This is a genomic window from Pseudomonas sp. NPDC087346 (assembly GCF_044744235.1).
Lineage (GTDB): Bacteria > Pseudomonadota > Gammaproteobacteria > Pseudomonadales > Pseudomonadaceae > Aquipseudomonas.
Genome location: NZ_JBIUXX010000059.1, coordinates 16,572 through 35,186, shown reverse-complemented (window position 1 = coordinate 35,186; position 18,615 = coordinate 16,572). Strand labels below are relative to the sequence as shown.

Genomic DNA, 18,615 nt, shown 5'->3' with positions numbered 1-18,615 from the left:
TCGGTGGCGGGTCTGAACCTGGCCTTGCTGTCGATCCTGCCAGCCCTGAAAGTCGCGCCTCTGGCCGTGACTCCATTGCTGCAGATCGACTCCTTTGCCTGCCTGTACATGGCGCTGATCCTGGTCGCCACCCTCGCTTGCGTCACCCTCGCCCACGCCTATCTGGGCGATGGCGGTTCGGGTTACCCGGGCAACCGTGAAGAACTGTACCTGCTGATCCTGATGGCCGCCGCCGGTGGTCTGGTTCTGGTCAGCGCGCAGCACCTGGCCGGGTTGTTCATCGGTCTGGAACTGCTCTCGGTGCCGGTCTATGGTCTGGTGGCTTATGCCTTCTTCAACAAGCGTTCGCTGGAAGCCGGCATCAAATATATGGTGCTGTCGGCGGCCGGTTCCGCGTTCCTGTTGTTCGGTATGGCGCTGCTTTACGCCGACTCCGGCAGCCTGAGCTTCACCGGTATCGGTCAAGCCCTGGCGGCCACCGGCCTGCCAAGCTCGCTGGCGCAGATGGGCCTGGGCATGATGCTGATCGGTCTGGCGTTCAAACTGTCGCTGGTACCGTTCCACCTGTGGACGCCGGACGCTTACGAAGGTGCTCCGGCGCCGGTTGCCGCGTTCCTCGCGACCGCTTCGAAAGTTGCCGTGTTCGCGGTGATGGTGCGTCTGTTCCAGATCTCCCCTGCCGCAAGCAGTGGCGTACTGAGCGACGTGCTGACCGTGATCGCCATCGCCTCGATCCTGTTCGGTAACCTGCTGGCCCTGACTCAGAGCAACCTCAAGCGTCTGCTCGGTTACTCGTCCATCGCGCACTTCGGCTACCTGCTGATCGCATTGGTGGCAAGCAAGGGGCTGGCGGTGGAAGCCATCGGCGTTTACCTGGTCACCTACGTGATCACCAGCCTCGGCGCGTTCGGCGTGATCACCCTGATGTCCTCGCCGTACAACGGCCGTGACGCGGATGCACTGTACGAATACCGCGGTCTGTTCTGGCGCCGTCCGTACCTGACCGCCGTACTGACCGTGATGATGCTGTCGCTGGCCGGTATCCCGCTGACCGCTGGCTTCATCGGCAAGTTCTACATCATCGCTACCGGTGTCGAATCGCACCAATGGTGGCTGGTAGGTTCGCTGGTACTGGGCAGCGCCATCGGCGTCTTCTACTACCTGCGCGTGATGGTCACCCTGTACCTGATCGAACCAAACCTGCGTCGCCACGACGCCCAACTGCACTGGGAACAGAAAGCTGGCGGCGTGATGTTGCTGGCCATCGCCCTGGTTGCGTTCTTCCTGGGTGTTTACCCGCAGCCATTGCTGACACTGGTTCAGCAGGCGGGTCTGGCGGGCTGATTGCTCGACTGGCTACAAACGGAAACGGCACCTTCGGGTGCCGTTTTTGCGTTTAAGCCATTATAGTTTTTTCACCATCGACACGCACGCCAGTTGCAGACCCGAAGGCGATTGATAAATCGCACTGCCCTCCCCGATGTAGCCGCAGCTGCGATAAAAATCGGCGGCATTCAAAGTTGCGTCCAGACACACCTCGGTCAAACCCAGCCCCCGCGCCAGATCTTCGAGAAAGCACAAAACACGCTTGCCCAGACCACGCTGCATGAAATCCGGAAGAACGAAGATCGCGCCGATTTCACGGTGCTCAAGATCGAGCATCCCGGTCGCTACTGGCTCGCCCTCGATGCAGCCCAGATAGAAATGCTTTTGCATGAGCGTGTCGTAGCCGTCTTCAGCCGAACCCTTGGTCCAATCGAGCATCTGCTGCTGACTGTAGGCGCCAATGCATTGATGCCGAATGGCTGACCGTCGGATGTCGAACGCACTCTGCGCGTCGCTGGCGGTGGCTCTTCTGATTTCGAACATTTCTCTCTCCATGAGCCATGTGCGGACAGGAACGAAAAAGCCCCAACCATATCTGGCGGGGCTTTGGATAACACGTCATTTACCAGACATGCATCACCTTATGGCCCATCGGAAGCGGTCATAGAGGGGTACATCACGATCATTCGACGTAGGACACTCATGATCCAATAGTTATGTGAATTGTTCCGACACGTCAATTACGCAGTTTCTTCTCTGCTGAATCGAATTACACCTACCTCACTCGCCGATCTGTCCTACAGGTACTTTTTACGACCTGGGTCTACCGTTGGGACAGGGACGAAAAGGATGGCTTGGAGGCCTTGACCGATTCGGTTATCGAGACAACACTATACGCAGGTGACGTACAGAAAATGGACGCTCTATTTATCGAATTACCTGCATTTCAGAGACACCGTGCGGATTATCTGGACGACGATTTATTTCGAAGCTTTCAGCTAGAGATGCTGAAAAACCCTGAAGCGGGGGACTTAATAGAGGGAACGGGCGGACTTCGCAAAATCCGCTTTAACGATCACCGACGTCACAAAGGTAAACGTGGAGGCTTGCGGGTTATTTATTACTGGTGGTCGGGCTTCGATCAGTTTTGGCTCTTCACCGTTTTCAGCAAAAATGAACAAGACGATCTGTCCGCTGCCCAGAAAAAGCTATTCAGACAAGTGCTCGCTAGAGAACTAAACATGAGAACCCAAATATGAAACGTGACATTTTTTCTGAATTGATGGAGGGTCTGGACGCCTTGGCCGACGAGCGCCAAGGCAAGATCACGCTCCGCACCCACAAAGTCCAGTTACCAAAGCTGGTGCCTATCACCGCCGAGGAGGTTGTAGCGATCCGCCAACAACTGAATCTCTCCCGATCGGTTTTCGCCATGTATCTGCGAACAAATATCCGAACCCTCGAGAACTGGGAGCAGGGACGCGCCAAACCCAATGCTCAAGCAACAACACTGATTCGGCTCGTACAACGTTTTCCACAAACCATCGAACAACTCGCAGCCTTGAGCTGAACCGACTTGGCACAAACCACCCACATGACGAAATTGTAATTCCCCCATCACCTTGGCGTTATCCGCAGCTTGCAACGATGTGACCCGGCGACCAATGCCGGCGGGCCTTTGCCCGTCGAACAATAAAACTCACGCCGAAGCATGTTCCCGTTCTGCCGAACCCAAGGAGTGATTGATGGTTAACAATTCTAAAATGTCGATGGCCGCTTTAGCGGTGGTGGTCGGCACCGGGCCGTCCATGGTGTTGGCGGAGGACAAACCTGAGGGTCTTGTCGAAGGCAGCAGCCTGACCGTGCTCAACCGTAACTTCTACTTCAATCGTGATCATCGCAACGGCCAGTCCAGCCCGACCGGCAACGGGTATTCCGAAGCCTGGGCACATGCGGTCATCAGCAAGTTCGAATCCGGGTTTACCCAAGGCACCTTCGGGGTCGGTGTCGATGCGTTTGCCATGATCGGTTTGAAGCTCGACACCGGTGACGGGCGCAACGGTGGCCGTAGTTCGTTTGACGTGCTGCCGGTCAACAGTGAGGGCCAGGCGCGGGACGAATACACCAAGGTCGGTGGCGCCGCCAAAGTGCGGGCGTTCGATACGGTGATCAAGGTCGGTGACGTGTTCCCGGCCAACCCGGTGGTGGCGGCAGGTGACTCGCGATTGCTGCCCGAGAGCTTTCGCGGTGTGACGGCGACCAACACCAGTTTCGACGGCTTGTCGGTTCAGGGCGGCCGTTTGCATGCCATGAGCCAACCGGTGTCCAGCGACATGCGCGAGAACTTCGCCACGTTCTACGCCGGTCCGGTCAATTCGCCGTGGATCGCTTACGGCGGTGGCGATTATGCGCTGAACAAAAACCTCAGCTTCAGCCTGTATTCCAGCCGCCTCAAGGATGCCTGGAATCAGTATTACGCCGGTACTGCGTGGACGTATCCGCTGTCGGATGACCTGTCTCTGTTCGGCGGCCTGAACTATTACAAGGCCGTCGACGAAGGCAAACAACTGCTCGGCGAATTCGACAACAACATCTGGAGCGGCCGCGTCGGCATGAAACTCGGCGCGCATTCCGTAGCCCTGTCGCACCAGCGCAACAACGGCAACGACGACTTCGATTACCTGCGTCAGTCTGACTCGATCTTCCTCGACAACTCGATCCAGTACAGCGACTTCAACTCGCCGAAAGAACGTTCGTGGATGGTGCGCTACGACCTCGACATGACCACCTATGGCGTGCCGGGCCTGTCGTTCATGACCCGTTACGCGCGCGGCACCGACGCCGATTATTCCAACGCCAACGCCGTGTACATGCGCCGCGATGCCGAGGGCAATCCGCTGACCGACCAGAAGCGCTGGGAGCGTGACGTAGAAGTCAAATACGTGGTGCAAGGCGGTTCGCTGAAAGACATGTCGCTGCGTCTGCGCCAGGCCACAACTCGCGCTACGGCATTCGAGTCGGATCTGGATGAAGTGCGGGTGATTGTCGAATACCCGCTCGCGATCCTCTGAGTTTCACGAGCAATGCACATTCACCTTTAGAAGCTCCTTGCTCCTTTGGTAAGAGGTGAATCTTTTTGGCGTCCTTCGGGGCGCCTTTTTTTCGTGTCCAAAATTTACCATCGTGTTCTTGACCAACCCGCAGGCCACCTGCCATCGTCGCGGGCGCTGAATAACAAGAATAATGAGGGACCGATGGGTAGCCGTAAAAATCTGGAAATCGAGTACTTGCGAGGGATCGCTGTCGGCATGACCTTTTTTTGCCATGTCACGATGATGCTGCCGTTTCATACCGACACGCTGCTGAGAATTTTCTCGATTTACATGCCTTGGAGCGGAGTCGACCTGTTCTTTTGTATTTCCGGTTTCGTTGTCAGCAAGGCGTATCTGGACTACTTCGACAAGCACCGCACACAAGGTCAGTTCGGTCTGGCAGCCGCCAGTTTCTGGCTGCGCCGCGCCTATCGTCTACTGCCGACTGCCTGGCTGTGGATACTGATTCCGCTGTTCTTTTCCATCGCGTTCAACCAGTCCAACGCCTTCGGTTCTTGGTTCGACAATCTGCGCAATGCCACCGCTGTGGCGACATTCAGTGCCAACCTGGCGAAGCACTACAATTTGATCGGGCCCAGCCCCCAATACTGGAGCCTGGCACTTGAAGAGCAGTTCTACTTCGTATTCCCGTTTTTCCTGCTGTTTATCACGGCTGCGCGCTGGCGCGTGATTGCCCTGATCGCGCTCATTGCTTTGCAATTCGGCCTGGATCGCAATCCTTATGGGGCGCCCCTCGGCGCCATGCTCGGTGACTTCCGCCTGGATGCGTTGTTGTGGGGGATTCTCCTCTGCCTGTTCACCCGCACCCGTCTCTATCAACAGATAGAACCTCATGGACTCGGTCAGGGCGTACTCAAACCCCTGCTTTGCACCTTATTTCTGCTGTACATGCTGGGCGCGGTTGCGATCCAACTGATAGCCCTGCCGATTGCCGTCGGCATGGTCGCCATCGTCTCGGTGATCATTGTCTGGCTGGCGAGTTATCAGAAGGGCTACATCTACTGCCCAGCCGTTTTGCGCGGACTCATGCAATGGCTCGGTTCAAGATCCTACGCGCTGTACGTCATCCACGTTTTCACCAACCATCTGAGCACCGAAATCTGGACCCGTGTCGCCGCCAGCCAAGGCGTACCGCTGGATAGCAGCTTTACCGTTGAGTTGCTGGCAACGTCGATCGGGATATTGCTGGTGTTGAGCGAACTGAACTATCGCTTTATCGAAACACCACTGCGCAAACGCGGCGCGGAGATTGCCCAACGCAAGTTGAGGAATGAAGCGCAGCCCGTTCCGGCCGCTGTGAACGCCGAGCAAGTGTCCGTCAAGTAGAGCCGCTGTAGCGGCTCTTCCCTTGAGGAGCCGCTTAATCGCAAAGGTAAATCGGATTTGCCCTACGCCTAAACCGGAATATCCCGGCATTAAAACCTGAGGCCACTCGCCAAAGTCCCCCGTTTGCAAAACGGGACACGGACGTGAGCAAACTCATCCCCAAAAGCGAACTCCATCACCAGCCCGGCCAGGTTCTCGACGCCTATCAAGCCGTTGAAGAGTTCAAACATGCTCTGAATTATCCCGGTGATCTACCGGGTTTTGATGACCTGCTAAACGCTATCGGTGCCAACCGCGCCAACCACATGCAGAGCGCTCATCAGCGAAAACTGCTTGAGGCCGTCACGAGTGGTGACTGGGTCATCGTGAAGCCGCGTGTCAAAGCGGATAACGGCGGCGCGTCGTGGAATGCCTTCAAACCCAAACCTGACCCACCACCAGCGCAGCATCTGGTGGAAGAACACGCCTTCACCCTGCCCCAACCGGCGGAGTCGGGTTTTCATATCGTCCAGAAACCCATGAGCCTCGATGCGCTGGAGCGCTCGCTGTACGAAATCACCCCCAGCGATGTGCTACGCCGTGAATTTCGCTCGCTTAATCGTCACTTAAGTGAACAGGTAAAGCCGGGGCAAATGGTGATTTTCAGCGATTCACGCAACTACATGTGCCGCCGCGAAGAGGCACAGATGATGGCTGCAGCGGAAAAAGTGGATGAAGCGCTGAGGGATCTGACGGATGAAGAAGCTTCGTTCATGGTTGAGCATCATGAGGTGATTGAACCGTTTTTGGGGGTGTCTTCCGGAGCACTGGGTGTGGCTTCTTTCATGGTGGGTCAGCATATGGAAACGCTTAAAGACACTCTTAAAGAGTTGGAACGATTACACACAGAGCAATACCGCCAGCACGGGAACCTGAACTCACCGGATTTTTATGCTAAACGCAAACGGTTGATGACAAAACTGGACGCCAGTTTGGGCCCTTTGGTGCGCAAAACGGCGGGGATTGCGGATCACCCAAAACTCAAACGGGCACTAGGCTTGTCTACACGAAGAGTCGTGCACAACTGGAACAAGGCTGGCGCACCGACTCAGTTGCCGGGTTACGCGACAAATATTGACGGTGTGTCACGAGCGTCTAAATACATTAAGGCTGGCGGGTATTTGGCTATAGGACTAGGAGCTAGTTCGGCAGCAATGAAAATTCACGAAGCATGTCGCACGGGACGCGAAGACGAATGTCGCCGGGCGAAGTTTATGGAAGGGTCGAAATTATCTGGAAACGTCGCTGGAGGAATATTAGCGAGCCAAGCAGCGCCAATCATTTCAAAAATGACGTGTGCTGCAATAGGAGTGGGAACCGCAGGTACGGGAGGCTTGGCATGCATGTTAATTGTGAGCGGTGCATTAGCCGCACAAATGGGAGATAGCGGTGGTCAGGCTGGGGAATTTATCGGTGAACAACTTTATGAGGTGAATCGGTGATGACCCTCGACCAGCTCATTGGTTTGTCCGGAGTACCATTATTTGTGTTGTTTTTTTTGAACTACGCCTTTTCAGCCTACATAGCGACTCACAAACTGGAAGAAATTCAAAGCCACCTCAGCAATTCTCGCTTCATTGCATCATATAGGGGAGACAACAGCAGCCCGATAATATTCAAAGTAAGGAATCTCGGAGTCGCATACTCACTATTAGCGTTCAAATTCATTCGCAACATGGACCCAGGCGTGACAGACGAAGTAGAAAAGTTTCCTAGAGAGTTACGTCGCTGGATTATTATTCCTGGCCACATCAATCTATTTTGTATCTTGTGGTTTGCTTCGATCCTAGCTTGGGTCAACATCAAGGATTATCTGTGATCTTTCAGCCACACGAAGGAAGAGCTTCTGCCGCCTACCATAAGCATAAACTCAAGCACGACGATTGGTACTTGAAAGCATAGGAAGAGGCACATGGAAATCACTCGAATAGCATTTACCTTCGCGTGGGGGCTATTGATCCTGATAGGATCGATCAATATAGCTATGATTTTCTACGCTGTTCAGAAAAAGCTTGAGCCGCTAGAGAGACACTTTGAGCGATGGGACTCCGTCCCCATATATAACGGAGAGAGCTTCAATGGGAAAATTATTCGACTCGCTGCCATTAGCGTTTTGATTTCATCTAAAAAAAATCAGAATCAAGACCCTACTTTAAAAATGAAAATACAGTGCCTTCCAAAGGGACTGAGATTCTGGGCGATGTATCCGTTTCATATCGCCTATTTCGTGAGTAGCACATCCATCGCACTTTGGTTGTACGGAAAATACAGTGGCCTAATGAAATGACTTCTTTTCTAACCGAGAACTCGTCGAATTCATATGCTTGGAGAACACCAAATAAAAACGCGGCCCTTCTAGCGCCGCGTTTTTTTGTGCCTGCCCGACCTAATCGATTAGCCAGCGGGCTCGACGTTATCCAGCGCCTTGTTCACCGCCAACTCTCCCAGCATCACCACTTGTGCGATACCGAGCAGTGTCTTGCGGTGCGTGCCTTCCAGCAGCGCGGCGAAGTCGCCGAGCATGACGGTGGCCGAGGCCAGGGATTCGCAGGCGTTGACCAGCAGGGTTTCGGTGTCGGCTTTGGGATTGACGTAGAACAGGTCGTTTGGCGTGTAAGGCGTGGCCATGACCTGGGCGGCGGGGTTGAGGTAGAAATCGAGTGCGCGTTCGGCGGCTTCGTGGAGCTTTTTGGTGTCGATGGACGCGTAAGGGGATGTTGGGTCGGTATCGACTTCAGCAGTTGCTTCGGGTGGGTTGGGCGTTGGTTTTTTCATAATGTATTTCTCCTTCGGAACGTTGAAGCTGATCCATTCGGTTCCACGCGAAGGGGTGGCAGCTGTACGCAGGTTGGAACCCGGGGAACGGAGAAACCCGGCAGACTCGAAAGTCTCCCGCGCACAGCCGCCATTTCAGACTGCACACCACGAAGGTGCGCAAGCATACGTCATGAAAGACGCTTTGGCGCTGATACGTTCTCCGGGGTTCCAATCCCGATCGCTGAATTTGCAGCGACCCACACAGGCTAGAGACCCGACGTCCGACGGACAACCTGAAAACATTGTGGGAAGGTTCCGTAATTCCTAAACATCCCTTAAACATCCCGAATTGAAATACGCATCGTGATACTGAAAATACAACCCTGTAGGAGCTGCCGAAGGCTGCGATCTGTTGACTTTGGCTTGTTAAAAACCAGATCAAAAGATCGCAGCCTTCGGCAGCTCCTACAAGGAATGCCACTTTTTCGCGGTGTTATTTACAAGCTAGACATTTGCATCAAGCGCTGCTGTTAATTGAGCCTTGTCTACTGCACCCAGAGTCACTACGACTTTCCCGCTCTTGAATAGACGTATGGCTGGAACATTGTTGATAGCAAGACTCTTAGCTGTAATGGGGCTCTCATCCACATCAACTTTGGAAAACCTGGCTCGCCCTGCATAAGTGACAGCTATACCATCAAAAACAGGAACAATGTATTTGCACGGGCCGCTCCATGTGGCGGAAAACAGCACCATCGTTGGTACTGCGCTTTTCAGGACTTCTGATTCAAAATTCGAATCATTGAAGGTCGTTACTGGATCGCTCATTTTGATGTCCTTCGTGAGAGTGAGTAAATGAATGGCTGTAGCCTCCATTTTTGGTTCACCCCAGGACAAACGCCACTGTCAGAGTTGACAGTTTTTCAGATTCAATTGGAGTCGGGTGTATACCGAAAGAACCGAACCCACGGGGCCTCAGCCACCGCTGTTGCGGCAAACACCCGCCACGCTGTATTTGAGGGTATTGAGCTGGCCGTTCGAATCTTCGTAGGTCATGGCGGTAGGGACGACCGCACAGGCTGGCTGCGGCTTCACCACGCTGACTATTTTCACCACATCCAGCTTCATGCCGTATTCATAGTCCTTCACCACTGGCGCCGCTTTGCCTTTCTCGGCCGCGTATTGCTCCATGGCTTTGGCGTTGGCGCTGAATGCGCGTTCGAAGGTGCGGTCGCCGCCTCCTTCGGCCAGCGCGTTCAGGGAGACGATCATGGCACCGTTGAACGCGAGAAGTCTGAAAATATTCATCTGCATGTCCTCACAGGTCTTTGGTTTTTTCGTCTTTCTTTTCGTTGACCACCACCGGGTTGGTCGCGGCTTTTTCCTTGGCGACGAACAGCTCTACGGAGCGGTCGTTGTTGGTCATCATCCGCTCGAAAGTACGGTCACCGCCGCCTTCGGCCATGGCCAGGGAAGACATCACCAGAGCTGCGGCAAAAGCACCGATTTGTGCAAGTTTCATGTTTGATTCCTCGTTTAAGTAGCTGACGGGATCAAGGTAACAAGCCGAACCTTTCGTGACGGTGGCGTGGAAATTACATATCCGTTATCTAGCAAAACAGACCTGCGCTCAGCATTTTTTCCGGCAGAAGAAATACCCTGTGGCGAGGGGATTTATCCCCGTTGGGTCGCGCAGCGGCCCCAGCTTTTCATCCGAAAAAACAGGGGACTGCTGCGCAGTCCAACGGGGATAAATCCCCTCGCCACAGAGGCTCCTCACCACTCAGGAGTAAGGGGCCTGAAAGTTGATTACTGGGTGGGGATCGGGTCCTCGTCGCGGCGATGGGCGAGTTGGTAGAGGGCCGGCAAGATCAGCAATGTGAGGATGGTCGAGGACAGGATTCCGCCGATCACCACTGTCGCCAATGGCCGTTGCACTTCCGCGCCAGTGCCGGTTGCGAGGGCCATGGGGATGAAGCCCAGCGACGCCACCAGTGCGGTCATCAGAACTGGGCGCAAACGGGTCAGCGCGCCTTCGTTGATCGCATCCGACAGCGAACGTCCCTCCTCCCGCAGGTTGCGGATAAACGCGATCATCACCAGGCCGTTGAGCACCGCCACACCGGACAACGCGATAAACCCGACGCCCGCCGAAATCGACAACGGAATATCCCGCAGCCACAGCGCCATAACCCCGCCAGTCAACGCAAACGGAATCCCGGTGAACACCAGCAAGCCGTCCTTCAAGTTGTTGAACATCATGAACAGCAACCCGAACACCAGCAGCAACGCCACCGGCACCACGATCTGCAAGCGCTTGGCCGCTGATTGCAACTGCTCGAACTGCCCGCCCCAACTGGTCCAGTAACCGGCCGGCACTTGCACGTCGCGCTCGATCACTTCGCCCGCCTCGCTGACGAACGAACCGATATCGCGACCACGCACGTTGGCACTGACGATCACCAGACGCTTGCCGTTTTCGCGGCTGACCTGATTCGGCCCGAGCACCAGATCGAGGCTGGCGACATCCTTCAAGGCAATGAACCCGATCTGCCCCGCGTCGCCATTAACCGGCGCCGGCACCGGAATCAGCAGTGCCGACAAGCCATCGATGTCCTTGCGCATGGCATCGGACAAACGCACGACCATGTCGAAACGTCGATCACCTTCGTACAAGGTTCCGGCCTGACGCCCACCCACCGCCACGGCGATAGTGTCCTGCACATCGCCGACGTTAAGCCCATAACGCGCAGCCTTGTCACGGTCGATGTTGATGGTCAGCACCGGCAGCCCGGTGGTTTGCTCGACCTTCACTTCCGAGGCGCCGTTGACCTTCTGCATCGCCGCAGCAATCTTCGCTGCGGTGGCGTTGAGCACGTCCATATCATCGCCAAACACCTTCACCGCGACATCGCTGCGCACGCCGGAGATCAGTTCGTTGAAACGCAACTGGATCGGCTGCGACAGTTCATAGTTGCTGCCCGGCAGCAACGCGGCGGCGGCTTGCAGTTCGGCCATCAGGGTTTCGCGGGACTTGCCCGGGTCTGGCCATTGGTCCTTGGGCTTGAGCATCACGTAGCTGTCGGAGATGTTCGGCGGCATCGGGTCGGAAGCGATTTCGGCAGTACCGGTACGGGCGAACACGCGCTCGACTTCCGGGACCTTGGCGAGAATCAACGTCTCCAGTCGCTGCTGCATGTCCACCGATTGCGTCAGGCTGGTGCCCGGTACGCGCAGGGCTTGCAGGGCGAAATCGCCCTCACTGAGACTTGGCACAAACTCGCTGCCCATACGACTGGTGACCACGCCGCTGAGCACAATCACACCCAGCGCAGCGCCCACGGCGGCGGTCTTATGCGACATGACCCAGGCCAGCGCAGGTGCATAAATGCGACGCGCGCCCCGCATGACCATGCCCTCTTCTTCCTTGACCTTGCCGGTGACGAACAGCGCAATCGCCGCTGGCACAAAGGTCACGGAAAGCAACATCGCACCCAGCAACGCGATGACTACGGTGAACGCCATCGGGTGGAACATTTTTCCTTCAACGCCACTCAGCGCGAAGATCGGCAGATACACGACCATGATGATCAACTGGCCGAAAATCAGCGGTCGCCGCGCCTCTTTCGCCGCCGCAAACACTTCCTTGAAACGTTCGGCCCGCGTCAGCAAACGCCCGTGATGCTGCTGCGCATGCGCCAGCCTGCGCAGGGTGTTTTCGACGATCACCACCGCGCCATCGACAATGATGCCGAAGTCGAGCGCACCGAGGCTCATCAGGTTGGCGCTGACCTTGTTGCTGAACATACCGGTGAAGGTGAACAGCATCGACAGTGGAATAACCATCGCGGTAATCAGCGCCGCACGGATGTTGCCGAGGAACAGGAACAGAATCGCGATCACCAGAATCGCGCCTTCAACGAGGTTCTTTTTCACCGTGGCGATGGCTTTATCGACCAGGTGCGTGCGGTCGTAAACCGGCACTGCGATCACGCCCTCAGGCAAGGATTTGTTGATCTGCTCAAGCTTGCTGGCGACGGCTTGCGAGACGGTGCGGCTGTTCTCGCCGATCAGCATGAACACCGTGCCGAGCACCACTTCACGACCGTTTTCGGTGGCCGCACCGCTGCGCAGTTCGCGGCCGATTTCCACGGTGGCGACGTTCTTCACCCGGATCGGCGTGCCGTCAACATTGGCCATGACGATGTTGGCAATGTCCTCGGTGGTTGCCACTTGGCCGGGTGCGCGGATCAGCAATTGCTCGCCGCTGCGCTCGATATAACCGGCACCGACGTTGGCGTTGTTGCGCTCAAGCGCGGTGATCAGATCGGTGAGGGTCAGCTTGTACGCCGCCAGCCGTTTCGGGTCCGGCGCAATCTGATATTCCTTGGCGAAACCGCCGATGGTGTTGATCTCGGCGACACCCGGCACGTTGCGCAGTTGCGGCTTGATGATCCAGTCCTGAATCACCCGCAGATCGGTCGGCGTGTAGGGTGTGCCGTCATCTTTGAGTGCGCCCTCCTTGGTCTCCACGGTCCACAGGAAAATCTCGCCGAGGCCGGTGGAAATCGGCCCCATGACCGCTTCGGCGCCTTCGGGCAATTGCTCTTTGGCGATCTGCAAACGCTCGTTGACCAGTTGGCGGGCGAAGAACAGATCGGTGCCGTCCTTGAAGATCACTGTGACCTGCGACAGGCCCGAACGCGACAGCGAACGGGTCTGCTCCAGCGCCGGCAAACCGGCCATCGCGGTTTCAATCGGGAAGGTGATGCGCTGCTCGGTTTCCAGCGGCGAAAACCCGGCAGCGCCGGTGTTGATTTGTACCTGGACGTTGGTGATGTCGGGCACGGCGTCGATCGGCAGTTTTTGGTAACTGGCGATGCCGAGGCCGGCCATGAGCAAAACGGCGAGCAGCACGATGATGCGCTGCTCGATGGCAAACTGGATCAGGCGTTCGAACATGGGAGTCTTCTCGTCGAAAGTGGCAAATCAGTGGGAATGCTCGGCCGAGGCCTTGCCCAACTCCGACTTGAGAACGAAGCTGCCGGCACTGGCGACTTGCACGCCCGCCTCCAGCCCTTGGGTGATTTCCACCTGCCCTGCCGCGCGACTGCCCAACTCCACCGCTTGCGCCTTGAAGCCGTCATCGGTGCGCACGAATACCGTGGGTTTGTCCTCGACGGTCTGGATCGCGGTTTCCGGCACGGCGACTTTCGCTTGACGGCTGTCGGTGGCGACCAGCGCGGTGACGAACAAGCCGGGGCGCCACGAACCTTGCGGGTTCTCCAGCGTGACGCGAACTGTCGCGGTGCGGGTTTGTTCGCCGAGCAAGCTGCCGACGTAAGCCACGCTGCCGGTGACTTCGGCGTTGAGTTCCGGGGCACTGACGGTGACCGGTTTGCCCACTTGCACCTTGGTCAGATCCTTGGGTGAAACGCCGAACGTCACCCACACCCGCGACAAATCCGAGAGCGTGAACGCTGCCGTGGTTTCGTCGACCACTTCTCCTGGTGTCAGGTGTTTTTCCACCACCACGCCGTCGAACGGCGCGCGCAGTTCGTAGCGATTGCCGCCGGTGGCGACCACGCTGCCGCTGAGCACACTGATCTTCTGCCGGGCGTTGGTCAGGGCGATTTCGGCCTCTTCCAATGCCTGACGCGCCTGAAGGAAATCCTGCTCGGCGGAGATCTTGTCCTGCCACAGCTTTTTCTCGCGCTCGTAGGTGGTTCGCGCCAGAGTCAGGCGCCGTTGCGCGGCAGCCTGTTCGCTGCGCTGATCGGAGATCTGCTGACTGGCGATCACTGCCAGCAACTGGCCTTTCTTCACTGTCTGCCCGAGGTTGACCGACACCGACTCGACCACCCCCGGTACGCGCGGTACTACGTGGGCGGTGCGGTCTTCATCGAAGCGCACTTCACCGGGAAACGCCAACCCGAGGCTGATGTTTTGCGCCCGCGCTTCGGCCAGTTGAATGCCGGCGGCGGTGATCTGCTCGGCACTCAATTCGATGTGCCCTTCTTCGTCATGCTCGCCTTCGCTGGCGCTGCTCTCTTCCGCGTGATCGGCATGCTCGGAGGCTTCGTCAGCGTGGGCCTCAGTCGATGAATTGCCGCTCCACATCGAACCGATACCGATGCCCAACGCCAGTGTCGCCGCAGCGACTACAACCAGTTTTTTGTCCATGGAAACTCCTCTGCGCCGTGCCATCGCGCAGTGATCAAAATGATGAAATTCAGAGGGTGCCGGCGAGGTCGCCGAAAATTCGTTCGATGCGTACGCGGGCGTCGGTCGCCTCGCTGACGGCCTGGATGTATTGGCTGCGAGCGGCGATCAGCGTGCGCTGAGCGTCAAGCACATCAAGGAAGCCGAATTTGCCCATTTCGAAACCGCGTGTGGCGCTGTCCACCGCACTTTGCGCGGCGGGCAGGATGGTCTGATCGAACGCCTGGACTTCGCCGTTGGCGGTCTGCCATTGCTCAAGACTGGTCTGGATTTCCGTGCGCAGACGCAACTCGGTGGCGTTGCGCAGATCCCGCGCCTGATCGCTGCGACGTGCTGCTGCGAGCACGTTGCCCTGATTGCGGTTGAACAACGGAATCGGCATCGACAACCCGACCACGTTGACCCGCTCGCGCTCGGTTTCGCTGTATTGGCTGCCGATGCTCACGGTCAGATCGGGAATCCGCTGCGACTTTTCCAGCCCCAACGACGCTTCGCGCTGATCGATCTGCAACTTGGCCAGACGCAGCTCGGCGGTCTCGTTCAAACGTTCAAGCAAACGCGTGGGTGGCGGCACGCTGGCAAGTTTTGGCGTGGCCGATTGCACCGTGGTCGAGGGCGGCAACGGCGCGCCCATGACCTGCGCCAATTGTTGCCAGGCGTTGGCCTGATCGCGCTCGGCGCGGCTGAGTTCCAGGCGCACTTCGGAGAGTTGCACCTGCGCTCGCGTGCCTTCGACCGGCGACGATTTGCCGGCCTCGATCCGCCCCTTGGCCACACGCAAACCGTGCTCGGCCAGTTCCCTGGATTGGCGGGACAACTGCAAGCGTTGTTGCGCGGTCTGGGCATTGTTGAAGGCTTGAATCACGTCGGCGCGCAAGGCATTGCGCTTGCGCTCCAGCTCGATCCCGGCGGCATCCTGCGCACGACTGGCGACGTCGATTCGTGCCCCGCGTTTGCCGCCAAGTTCTATCGGCTGGCTGAGCATCACCGTGGTGGTGCGCGAGTTGCGTCGGGTGTCTTCAGCTTCCCACGACACTTCGGGGTTGGGGATCAGGCCAGCCTGTTTGCGGTCGCCCTCGGCGATGCCGATTTCCCATTGCGCGGCGGCAAATTCCGGGTTGCCGGCGAAGGCGCTTTGCAGGGCTTGATCCAGCGTCAGGGTCGATGCGTTGGCAAGACTGCTACTGGCCAACAACAGGATGCCGCTGGCTGCTTTTTTCAGGCGTGATCGCGCCGTCAGTTGTATTAAACCGGGCAATGAGAGACTTCCTTTATTCAAGAATCTTTGATGCCGCCACGGTAGGGTTTTGAACTTATCGACAAGGTGACTGGAACATTACAAATCCGTTATCCACGGTTTGCCGAAGTTGTTTTGCTCTAGGATGCAGAGTGCCAACGGTGTTGCCGCAATACATGGAAACAAATACACAGAAGTTATCTGCCGAACAGCACTTGCCGAAATCGAAGTCATGAGGATTTTGGATTTTTGCTGCGGCAGGCTGTCGCAGACGTCCGATTTAAAGGCCTCAATTGTTGACTCTGTAGCCACTTCAGCCTTTACCGTGCACGCCACTCAGTTATTGAAACCCGTCTGGAAGCCCCTACAAAAACAACAACTTTCCCGGCCACCTTAATTAAATATCCATTAAATAAAAGTGGTGATAGATCATGCGAATCCTTGTCGTCGAGGACGAGCTTAAAGCTGCCGAATACTTGCATCAGGGTTTAACCGAAAGTGGCTATATCGTTGACCACGCGGCCACTGGCGCGGATGGTTTGCATCTGGCGCAACAACAAGCGTACGACCTGATAATTCTCGATGTGAACCTGCCGGAACTCGACGGTTGGGGCGTGCTGGAACAACTGCGTCGAACCCATTCCACGCGGGTGATGATGCTTACCGCACGCGGGCGTCTGGCGGACAAGATTCGCGGCCTCGATCTGGGCGCCGATGACTATCTGGTCAAGCCGTTCGAGTTCCCGGAACTGTTGGCGCGAGTGCGTACGCTGATGCGCCGCAGCGAAAATATTCCGGTGCCGCAGGTGCTGAAAGTCGCTGATCTGGAGCTTGATCCGGGCCGTCATCGTGCGTTCCGTGGCGAGCAACGGATCGACCTGACCACCAAGGAATTCGCTCTGCTGCATCTGCTGATGCGCCAATCCGGCGAAGTGCTGACCCGCACGCAGATTATCTCGCTGGTATGGGACATGAATTTCGACTGCGACACCAACGTGGTCGAAGTGTCGATCCGCCGCCTGCGGGCAAAAATCGATGACCCGTTCGACAACAAGCTAATCCATACCCTGCGCGGTGTCGGCTATGTGCTGGAGGCGCGGGAATGAAGCCGGCCAGCCTGTCGATGCGTCTGGGTTTGACGGTGAGTATTCTCGGCGCACTGTTGGTGGTGTTTCTGGCGATTCTTGCGTATTTCGCCCTGACCCATGAGTTGAATGCGCTGTCCCGAGACAGCCTGGAAAAGAAGATGGCCCAGGTCGAGCACAGCCTGTCGCTGTACGTCGATGCCAATGAAGTCAGTGGCAAACCGCACATTCTGCTCGATCAGGTGATGGGCCATGACAACCTCACGCTGACGATTTATGCCCCGTCGAATCTGCGCTCGCCGCTGCTGAAATCCGGTTCGGGTCTGAGCGATCCACGGGTTGAACTGAAAGCCGTGCGGGCCGCCACCGATCAACTGAACTACTCGGAAAGCTTCGACGCGGATGATGCGAAATTCCTCACGCTGTCCAAACTGATCCGCCTCAAGGACGGCAGCAGCGTGCCGGTACTGCTGTCGATGGACAACGCCCACGATCAGGCCCTGCTCAGCGCCTATCTGCGCTCGACGCTGATTGCCTTGCCGCTGTTGCTGATGTTCATCGGCCTGACCGCGTGGGGCGCGGTGCAACGCGGGCTCGCGCCGTTACGCGAATTTCGCAAAGTGGCGGCGATGGTCTCGACTCAGGATCTCGATCATCGGCTGTCAGTAGTGAACATGCCGCAGGAACTCAGTGAACTGGCGCGGGGTATCAACTTCATGCTGGATCGGCTGGACGCGGGCGTGCAACAGCTTTCGCAGTTCTCCGATGATCTGGCCCATGAACTGCGCACACCGATCAATAACCTGATGGGCAAGGCGCAGGTGACCCTGTCCCGCGAGCGCACGACCGAGGAATATCAGGACGTTCTGGTGTCGTGTACCGAAGAGCTGGAGCGAGTGGCGCGGATTGTTTCGGACATGCTGTTTCTCGCGCAGGTCAGTCATCCGTCGGCACTGGCGCCGTTCGAGTCAGTTGCTCTGGAGGAAGAGGTGTCGAAGGTGGCCGAGATGTTTTCACTGTCGGCGCAGGACAAGCAGATCCGTTTGAAGGTGCTGGGTAGCGCGCAGGTATTGGGTGATCGATTGATGATTCAGCGGGCGATTTCGAATTTGCTGTCCAACGCGCTGCGCCACTGCCCGAGCGGGAAAGCCGTGACGCTACTGATCGAGCAAGGCGCGACTCAGGCGTCGTTGCTGGTGAGCAATCCCGGTGCGGGGATTGAGGCGCAGCATCTGCCGTATCTGTTTGATCGTTTCTACCGAGTGGACAGCAGCCGCTCACGCTCGCAGGGCAGCACCGGGTTGGGCCTGGCCATCGTCCGTTCGATCATGAGCCTGCATCAGGGTGTGGCCGAAGTAAAAAGCCTGCCTGGCGCGATGACCGTGTTCCGCCTGGGATTTCCTGCGGCGACGCCAACGGCCCCATCGCTTGCAGGCAAGCTCCCACAGTGATCCGGGGTGGGTTGGGCCTGGCCATCGTTCGTTCGATCATGAGCCTGCATCAGGGTGTG

Annotated in this window: 17 protein-coding genes; 9 read left to right on the top strand and 8 right to left on the bottom strand. The window is 57.1% G+C overall.

Translation table 11 applies throughout. From position 1 onward, the window contains the following. On the top strand, nucleotides 1–1,344 hold a 1,344-nt coding region (gene nuoN / locus ACIOZM_RS25890; protein WP_401219041.1), incomplete at its 5' end, for an NADH-quinone oxidoreductase subunit NuoN. A gap of 60 nt (nucleotides 1,345–1,404) precedes the next feature. Here the strand turns inward: nuoN and ACIOZM_RS25885 are convergent. Beyond that, on the bottom strand, nucleotides 1,405–1,869 hold the full coding sequence (locus ACIOZM_RS25885; RefSeq protein ID WP_401219038.1) for a GNAT family N-acetyltransferase: 465 nt from the start codon (nucleotides 1,867–1,869) through the stop codon (nucleotides 1,405–1,407). Between the two features lie 371 nt (nucleotides 1,870–2,240). Here ACIOZM_RS25885 and ACIOZM_RS25880 point away from each other — a divergent pair, with 371 nt between their 5' ends. The 6 genes from ACIOZM_RS25880 to ACIOZM_RS25855 all read left to right on the top strand — a co-directional run bounded on the left by ACIOZM_RS25880 (nucleotide 2,241) and on the right by ACIOZM_RS25855 (nucleotide 7,623). Then, nucleotides 2,241–2,585, top strand: a complete 345-nt coding sequence (locus ACIOZM_RS25880; RefSeq protein ID WP_401219043.1) for a toxin — start codon at nucleotides 2,241–2,243, stop codon at nucleotides 2,583–2,585. Then, a complete protein-coding gene (locus ACIOZM_RS25875) occupies nucleotides 2,582–2,896 on the top strand; it encodes a helix-turn-helix domain-containing protein (RefSeq protein WP_401219035.1) in 315 nt (104 codons plus the stop codon). The genes ACIOZM_RS25880 and ACIOZM_RS25875 overlap by 4 nt, the downstream gene beginning before the upstream one ends. A 175-nt stretch (nucleotides 2,897–3,071) precedes the next feature. Continuing rightward, nucleotides 3,072–4,397 (top strand): OprD family porin, encoded by a 1,326-nt coding sequence (locus ACIOZM_RS25870; protein ID WP_401219032.1) that lies wholly within the window; start codon nucleotides 3,072–3,074, stop codon nucleotides 4,395–4,397. A gap of 183 nt (nucleotides 4,398–4,580) precedes the next feature. Continuing rightward, complete coding sequence (locus ACIOZM_RS25865; RefSeq protein WP_401219030.1) at nucleotides 4,581–5,765, top strand: acyltransferase family protein; 1,185 nt, start codon at nucleotides 4,581–4,583, stop codon at nucleotides 5,763–5,765. A gap of 143 nt (nucleotides 5,766–5,908) precedes the next feature. Next, nucleotides 5,909–7,246: a hypothetical protein gene (locus ACIOZM_RS25860; RefSeq protein WP_401219027.1), complete on the top strand. Its 1,338-nt coding sequence runs from the start codon at nucleotides 5,909–5,911 to the stop codon at nucleotides 7,244–7,246. Further along, on the top strand, nucleotides 7,246–7,623 hold the full coding sequence (locus tag ACIOZM_RS25855; protein ID WP_401219025.1) for a hypothetical protein: 378 nt from the start codon (nucleotides 7,246–7,248) through the stop codon (nucleotides 7,621–7,623). The genes ACIOZM_RS25860 and ACIOZM_RS25855 overlap by 1 nt, the downstream gene beginning before the upstream one ends. A gap of 575 nt (nucleotides 7,624–8,198) precedes the next feature. Here ACIOZM_RS25855 and ACIOZM_RS25850 read toward each other — a convergent pair. From ACIOZM_RS25850 to ACIOZM_RS25820, 7 genes are all read right to left on the bottom strand, one after another. Further along, nucleotides 8,199–8,579, bottom strand: coding sequence for a DUF6124 family protein (locus ACIOZM_RS25850; protein WP_401219022.1), 381 nt, complete (start codon nucleotides 8,577–8,579; stop codon nucleotides 8,199–8,201). Between the two features lie 486 nt (nucleotides 8,580–9,065). Next, nucleotides 9,066–9,389 carry a thioredoxin family protein gene (locus ACIOZM_RS25845; protein ID WP_401219020.1) on the bottom strand — a complete coding sequence of 108 codons (324 nt, stop codon included), beginning with the start codon at nucleotides 9,387–9,389 and terminating at the stop codon, nucleotides 9,066–9,068. Nucleotides 9,390–9,536: 147 nt separating this feature from the next. Continuing rightward, nucleotides 9,537–9,869, bottom strand: coding sequence for a DUF2790 domain-containing protein (locus ACIOZM_RS25840; RefSeq protein WP_401219018.1), 333 nt, complete (start codon nucleotides 9,867–9,869; stop codon nucleotides 9,537–9,539). Nucleotides 9,870–9,879: 10 nt separating this feature from the next. After that, nucleotides 9,880–10,083, bottom strand: coding sequence for a co-regulatory protein PtrA N-terminal domain-containing protein (locus ACIOZM_RS25835; protein WP_401219016.1), 204 nt, complete (start codon nucleotides 10,081–10,083; stop codon nucleotides 9,880–9,882). Between the two features lie 287 nt (nucleotides 10,084–10,370). Further along, entirely contained in the window at nucleotides 10,371–13,523 is a 3,153-nt protein-coding gene (locus ACIOZM_RS25830; RefSeq protein ID WP_401219013.1) for a CusA/CzcA family heavy metal efflux RND transporter, read from the bottom strand. 27 nt (nucleotides 13,524–13,550) lie between these two features. Beyond that, the gene (locus ACIOZM_RS25825) at nucleotides 13,551–14,744 is read right to left on the bottom strand and encodes an efflux RND transporter periplasmic adaptor subunit (RefSeq protein WP_401219010.1); all 1,194 of its coding nucleotides are present in this window, start codon (nucleotides 14,742–14,744) and stop codon (nucleotides 13,551–13,553) included. Nucleotides 14,745–14,793: 49 nt separating this feature from the next. Further along, nucleotides 14,794–16,041, bottom strand: a complete 1,248-nt coding sequence (locus tag ACIOZM_RS25820; protein WP_401219007.1) for a TolC family protein — start codon at nucleotides 16,039–16,041, stop codon at nucleotides 14,794–14,796. Nucleotides 16,042–16,451: 410 nt separating this feature from the next. On the opposite strand from ACIOZM_RS25820, the gene ACIOZM_RS25815 reads away from it, so the two are divergent. Together ACIOZM_RS25815 and ACIOZM_RS25810 are read left to right on the top strand one after the other, a co-directional pair. Then, on the top strand, nucleotides 16,452–17,126 hold the full coding sequence (locus tag ACIOZM_RS25815) for a heavy metal response regulator transcription factor (protein WP_003223767.1): 675 nt from the start codon (nucleotides 16,452–16,454) through the stop codon (nucleotides 17,124–17,126). Continuing rightward, nucleotides 17,123–18,556: a heavy metal sensor histidine kinase gene (locus ACIOZM_RS25810; RefSeq protein ID WP_401219004.1), complete on the top strand. Its 1,434-nt coding sequence runs from the start codon at nucleotides 17,123–17,125 to the stop codon at nucleotides 18,554–18,556. Before ACIOZM_RS25815 ends, ACIOZM_RS25810 begins: the two co-directional genes overlap by 4 nt. The last annotated feature ends 59 nt before the right edge of the window (nucleotides 18,557–18,615 follow it).

Bases quoted from the DNA above. Each gene is read 5' to 3' on its own strand.
- ACIOZM_RS25880 (WP_401219043.1), top strand. From the start codon at position 2,241: ATGGACGCTCTATTTATCGAATTACCTGCATTTCAGAGACACCGTGCG.
- ACIOZM_RS25825 (WP_401219010.1), bottom strand. From the start codon at position 14,744: ATGGACAAAAAACTGGTTGTAGTCGCTGCGGCGACACTGGCGTTGGGC.
- ACIOZM_RS25855 (WP_401219025.1), top strand. From the start codon at position 7,246: ATGACCCTCGACCAGCTCATTGGTTTGTCCGGAGTACCATTATTTGTG.
- ACIOZM_RS25815 (WP_003223767.1), top strand. From the start codon at position 16,452: ATGCGAATCCTTGTCGTCGAGGACGAGCTTAAAGCTGCCGAATACTTG.
- ACIOZM_RS25885 (WP_401219038.1), bottom strand. From the start codon at position 1,869: ATGTTCGAAATCAGAAGAGCCACCGCCAGCGACGCGCAGAGTGCGTTC.
- ACIOZM_RS25830 (WP_401219013.1), bottom strand. From the start codon at position 13,523: ATGTTCGAACGCCTGATCCAGTTTGCCATCGAGCAGCGCATCATCGTG.
- ACIOZM_RS25875 (WP_401219035.1), top strand. From the start codon at position 2,582: ATGAAACGTGACATTTTTTCTGAATTGATGGAGGGTCTGGACGCCTTG.
- ACIOZM_RS25835 (WP_401219016.1), bottom strand. From the start codon at position 10,083: ATGAAACTTGCACAAATCGGTGCTTTTGCCGCAGCTCTGGTGATGTCT.
- ACIOZM_RS25850 (WP_401219022.1), bottom strand. From the start codon at position 8,579: ATGAAAAAACCAACGCCCAACCCACCCGAAGCAACTGCTGAAGTCGAT.
- ACIOZM_RS25865 (WP_401219030.1), top strand. From the start codon at position 4,581: ATGGGTAGCCGTAAAAATCTGGAAATCGAGTACTTGCGAGGGATCGCT.
- ACIOZM_RS25845 (WP_401219020.1), bottom strand. From the start codon at position 9,389: ATGAGCGATCCAGTAACGACCTTCAATGATTCGAATTTTGAATCAGAA.
- ACIOZM_RS25840 (WP_401219018.1), bottom strand. From the start codon at position 9,869: ATGAATATTTTCAGACTTCTCGCGTTCAACGGTGCCATGATCGTCTCC.
- ACIOZM_RS25870 (WP_401219032.1), top strand. From the start codon at position 3,072: ATGGTTAACAATTCTAAAATGTCGATGGCCGCTTTAGCGGTGGTGGTC.
- ACIOZM_RS25810 (WP_401219004.1), top strand. From the start codon at position 17,123: ATGAAGCCGGCCAGCCTGTCGATGCGTCTGGGTTTGACGGTGAGTATT.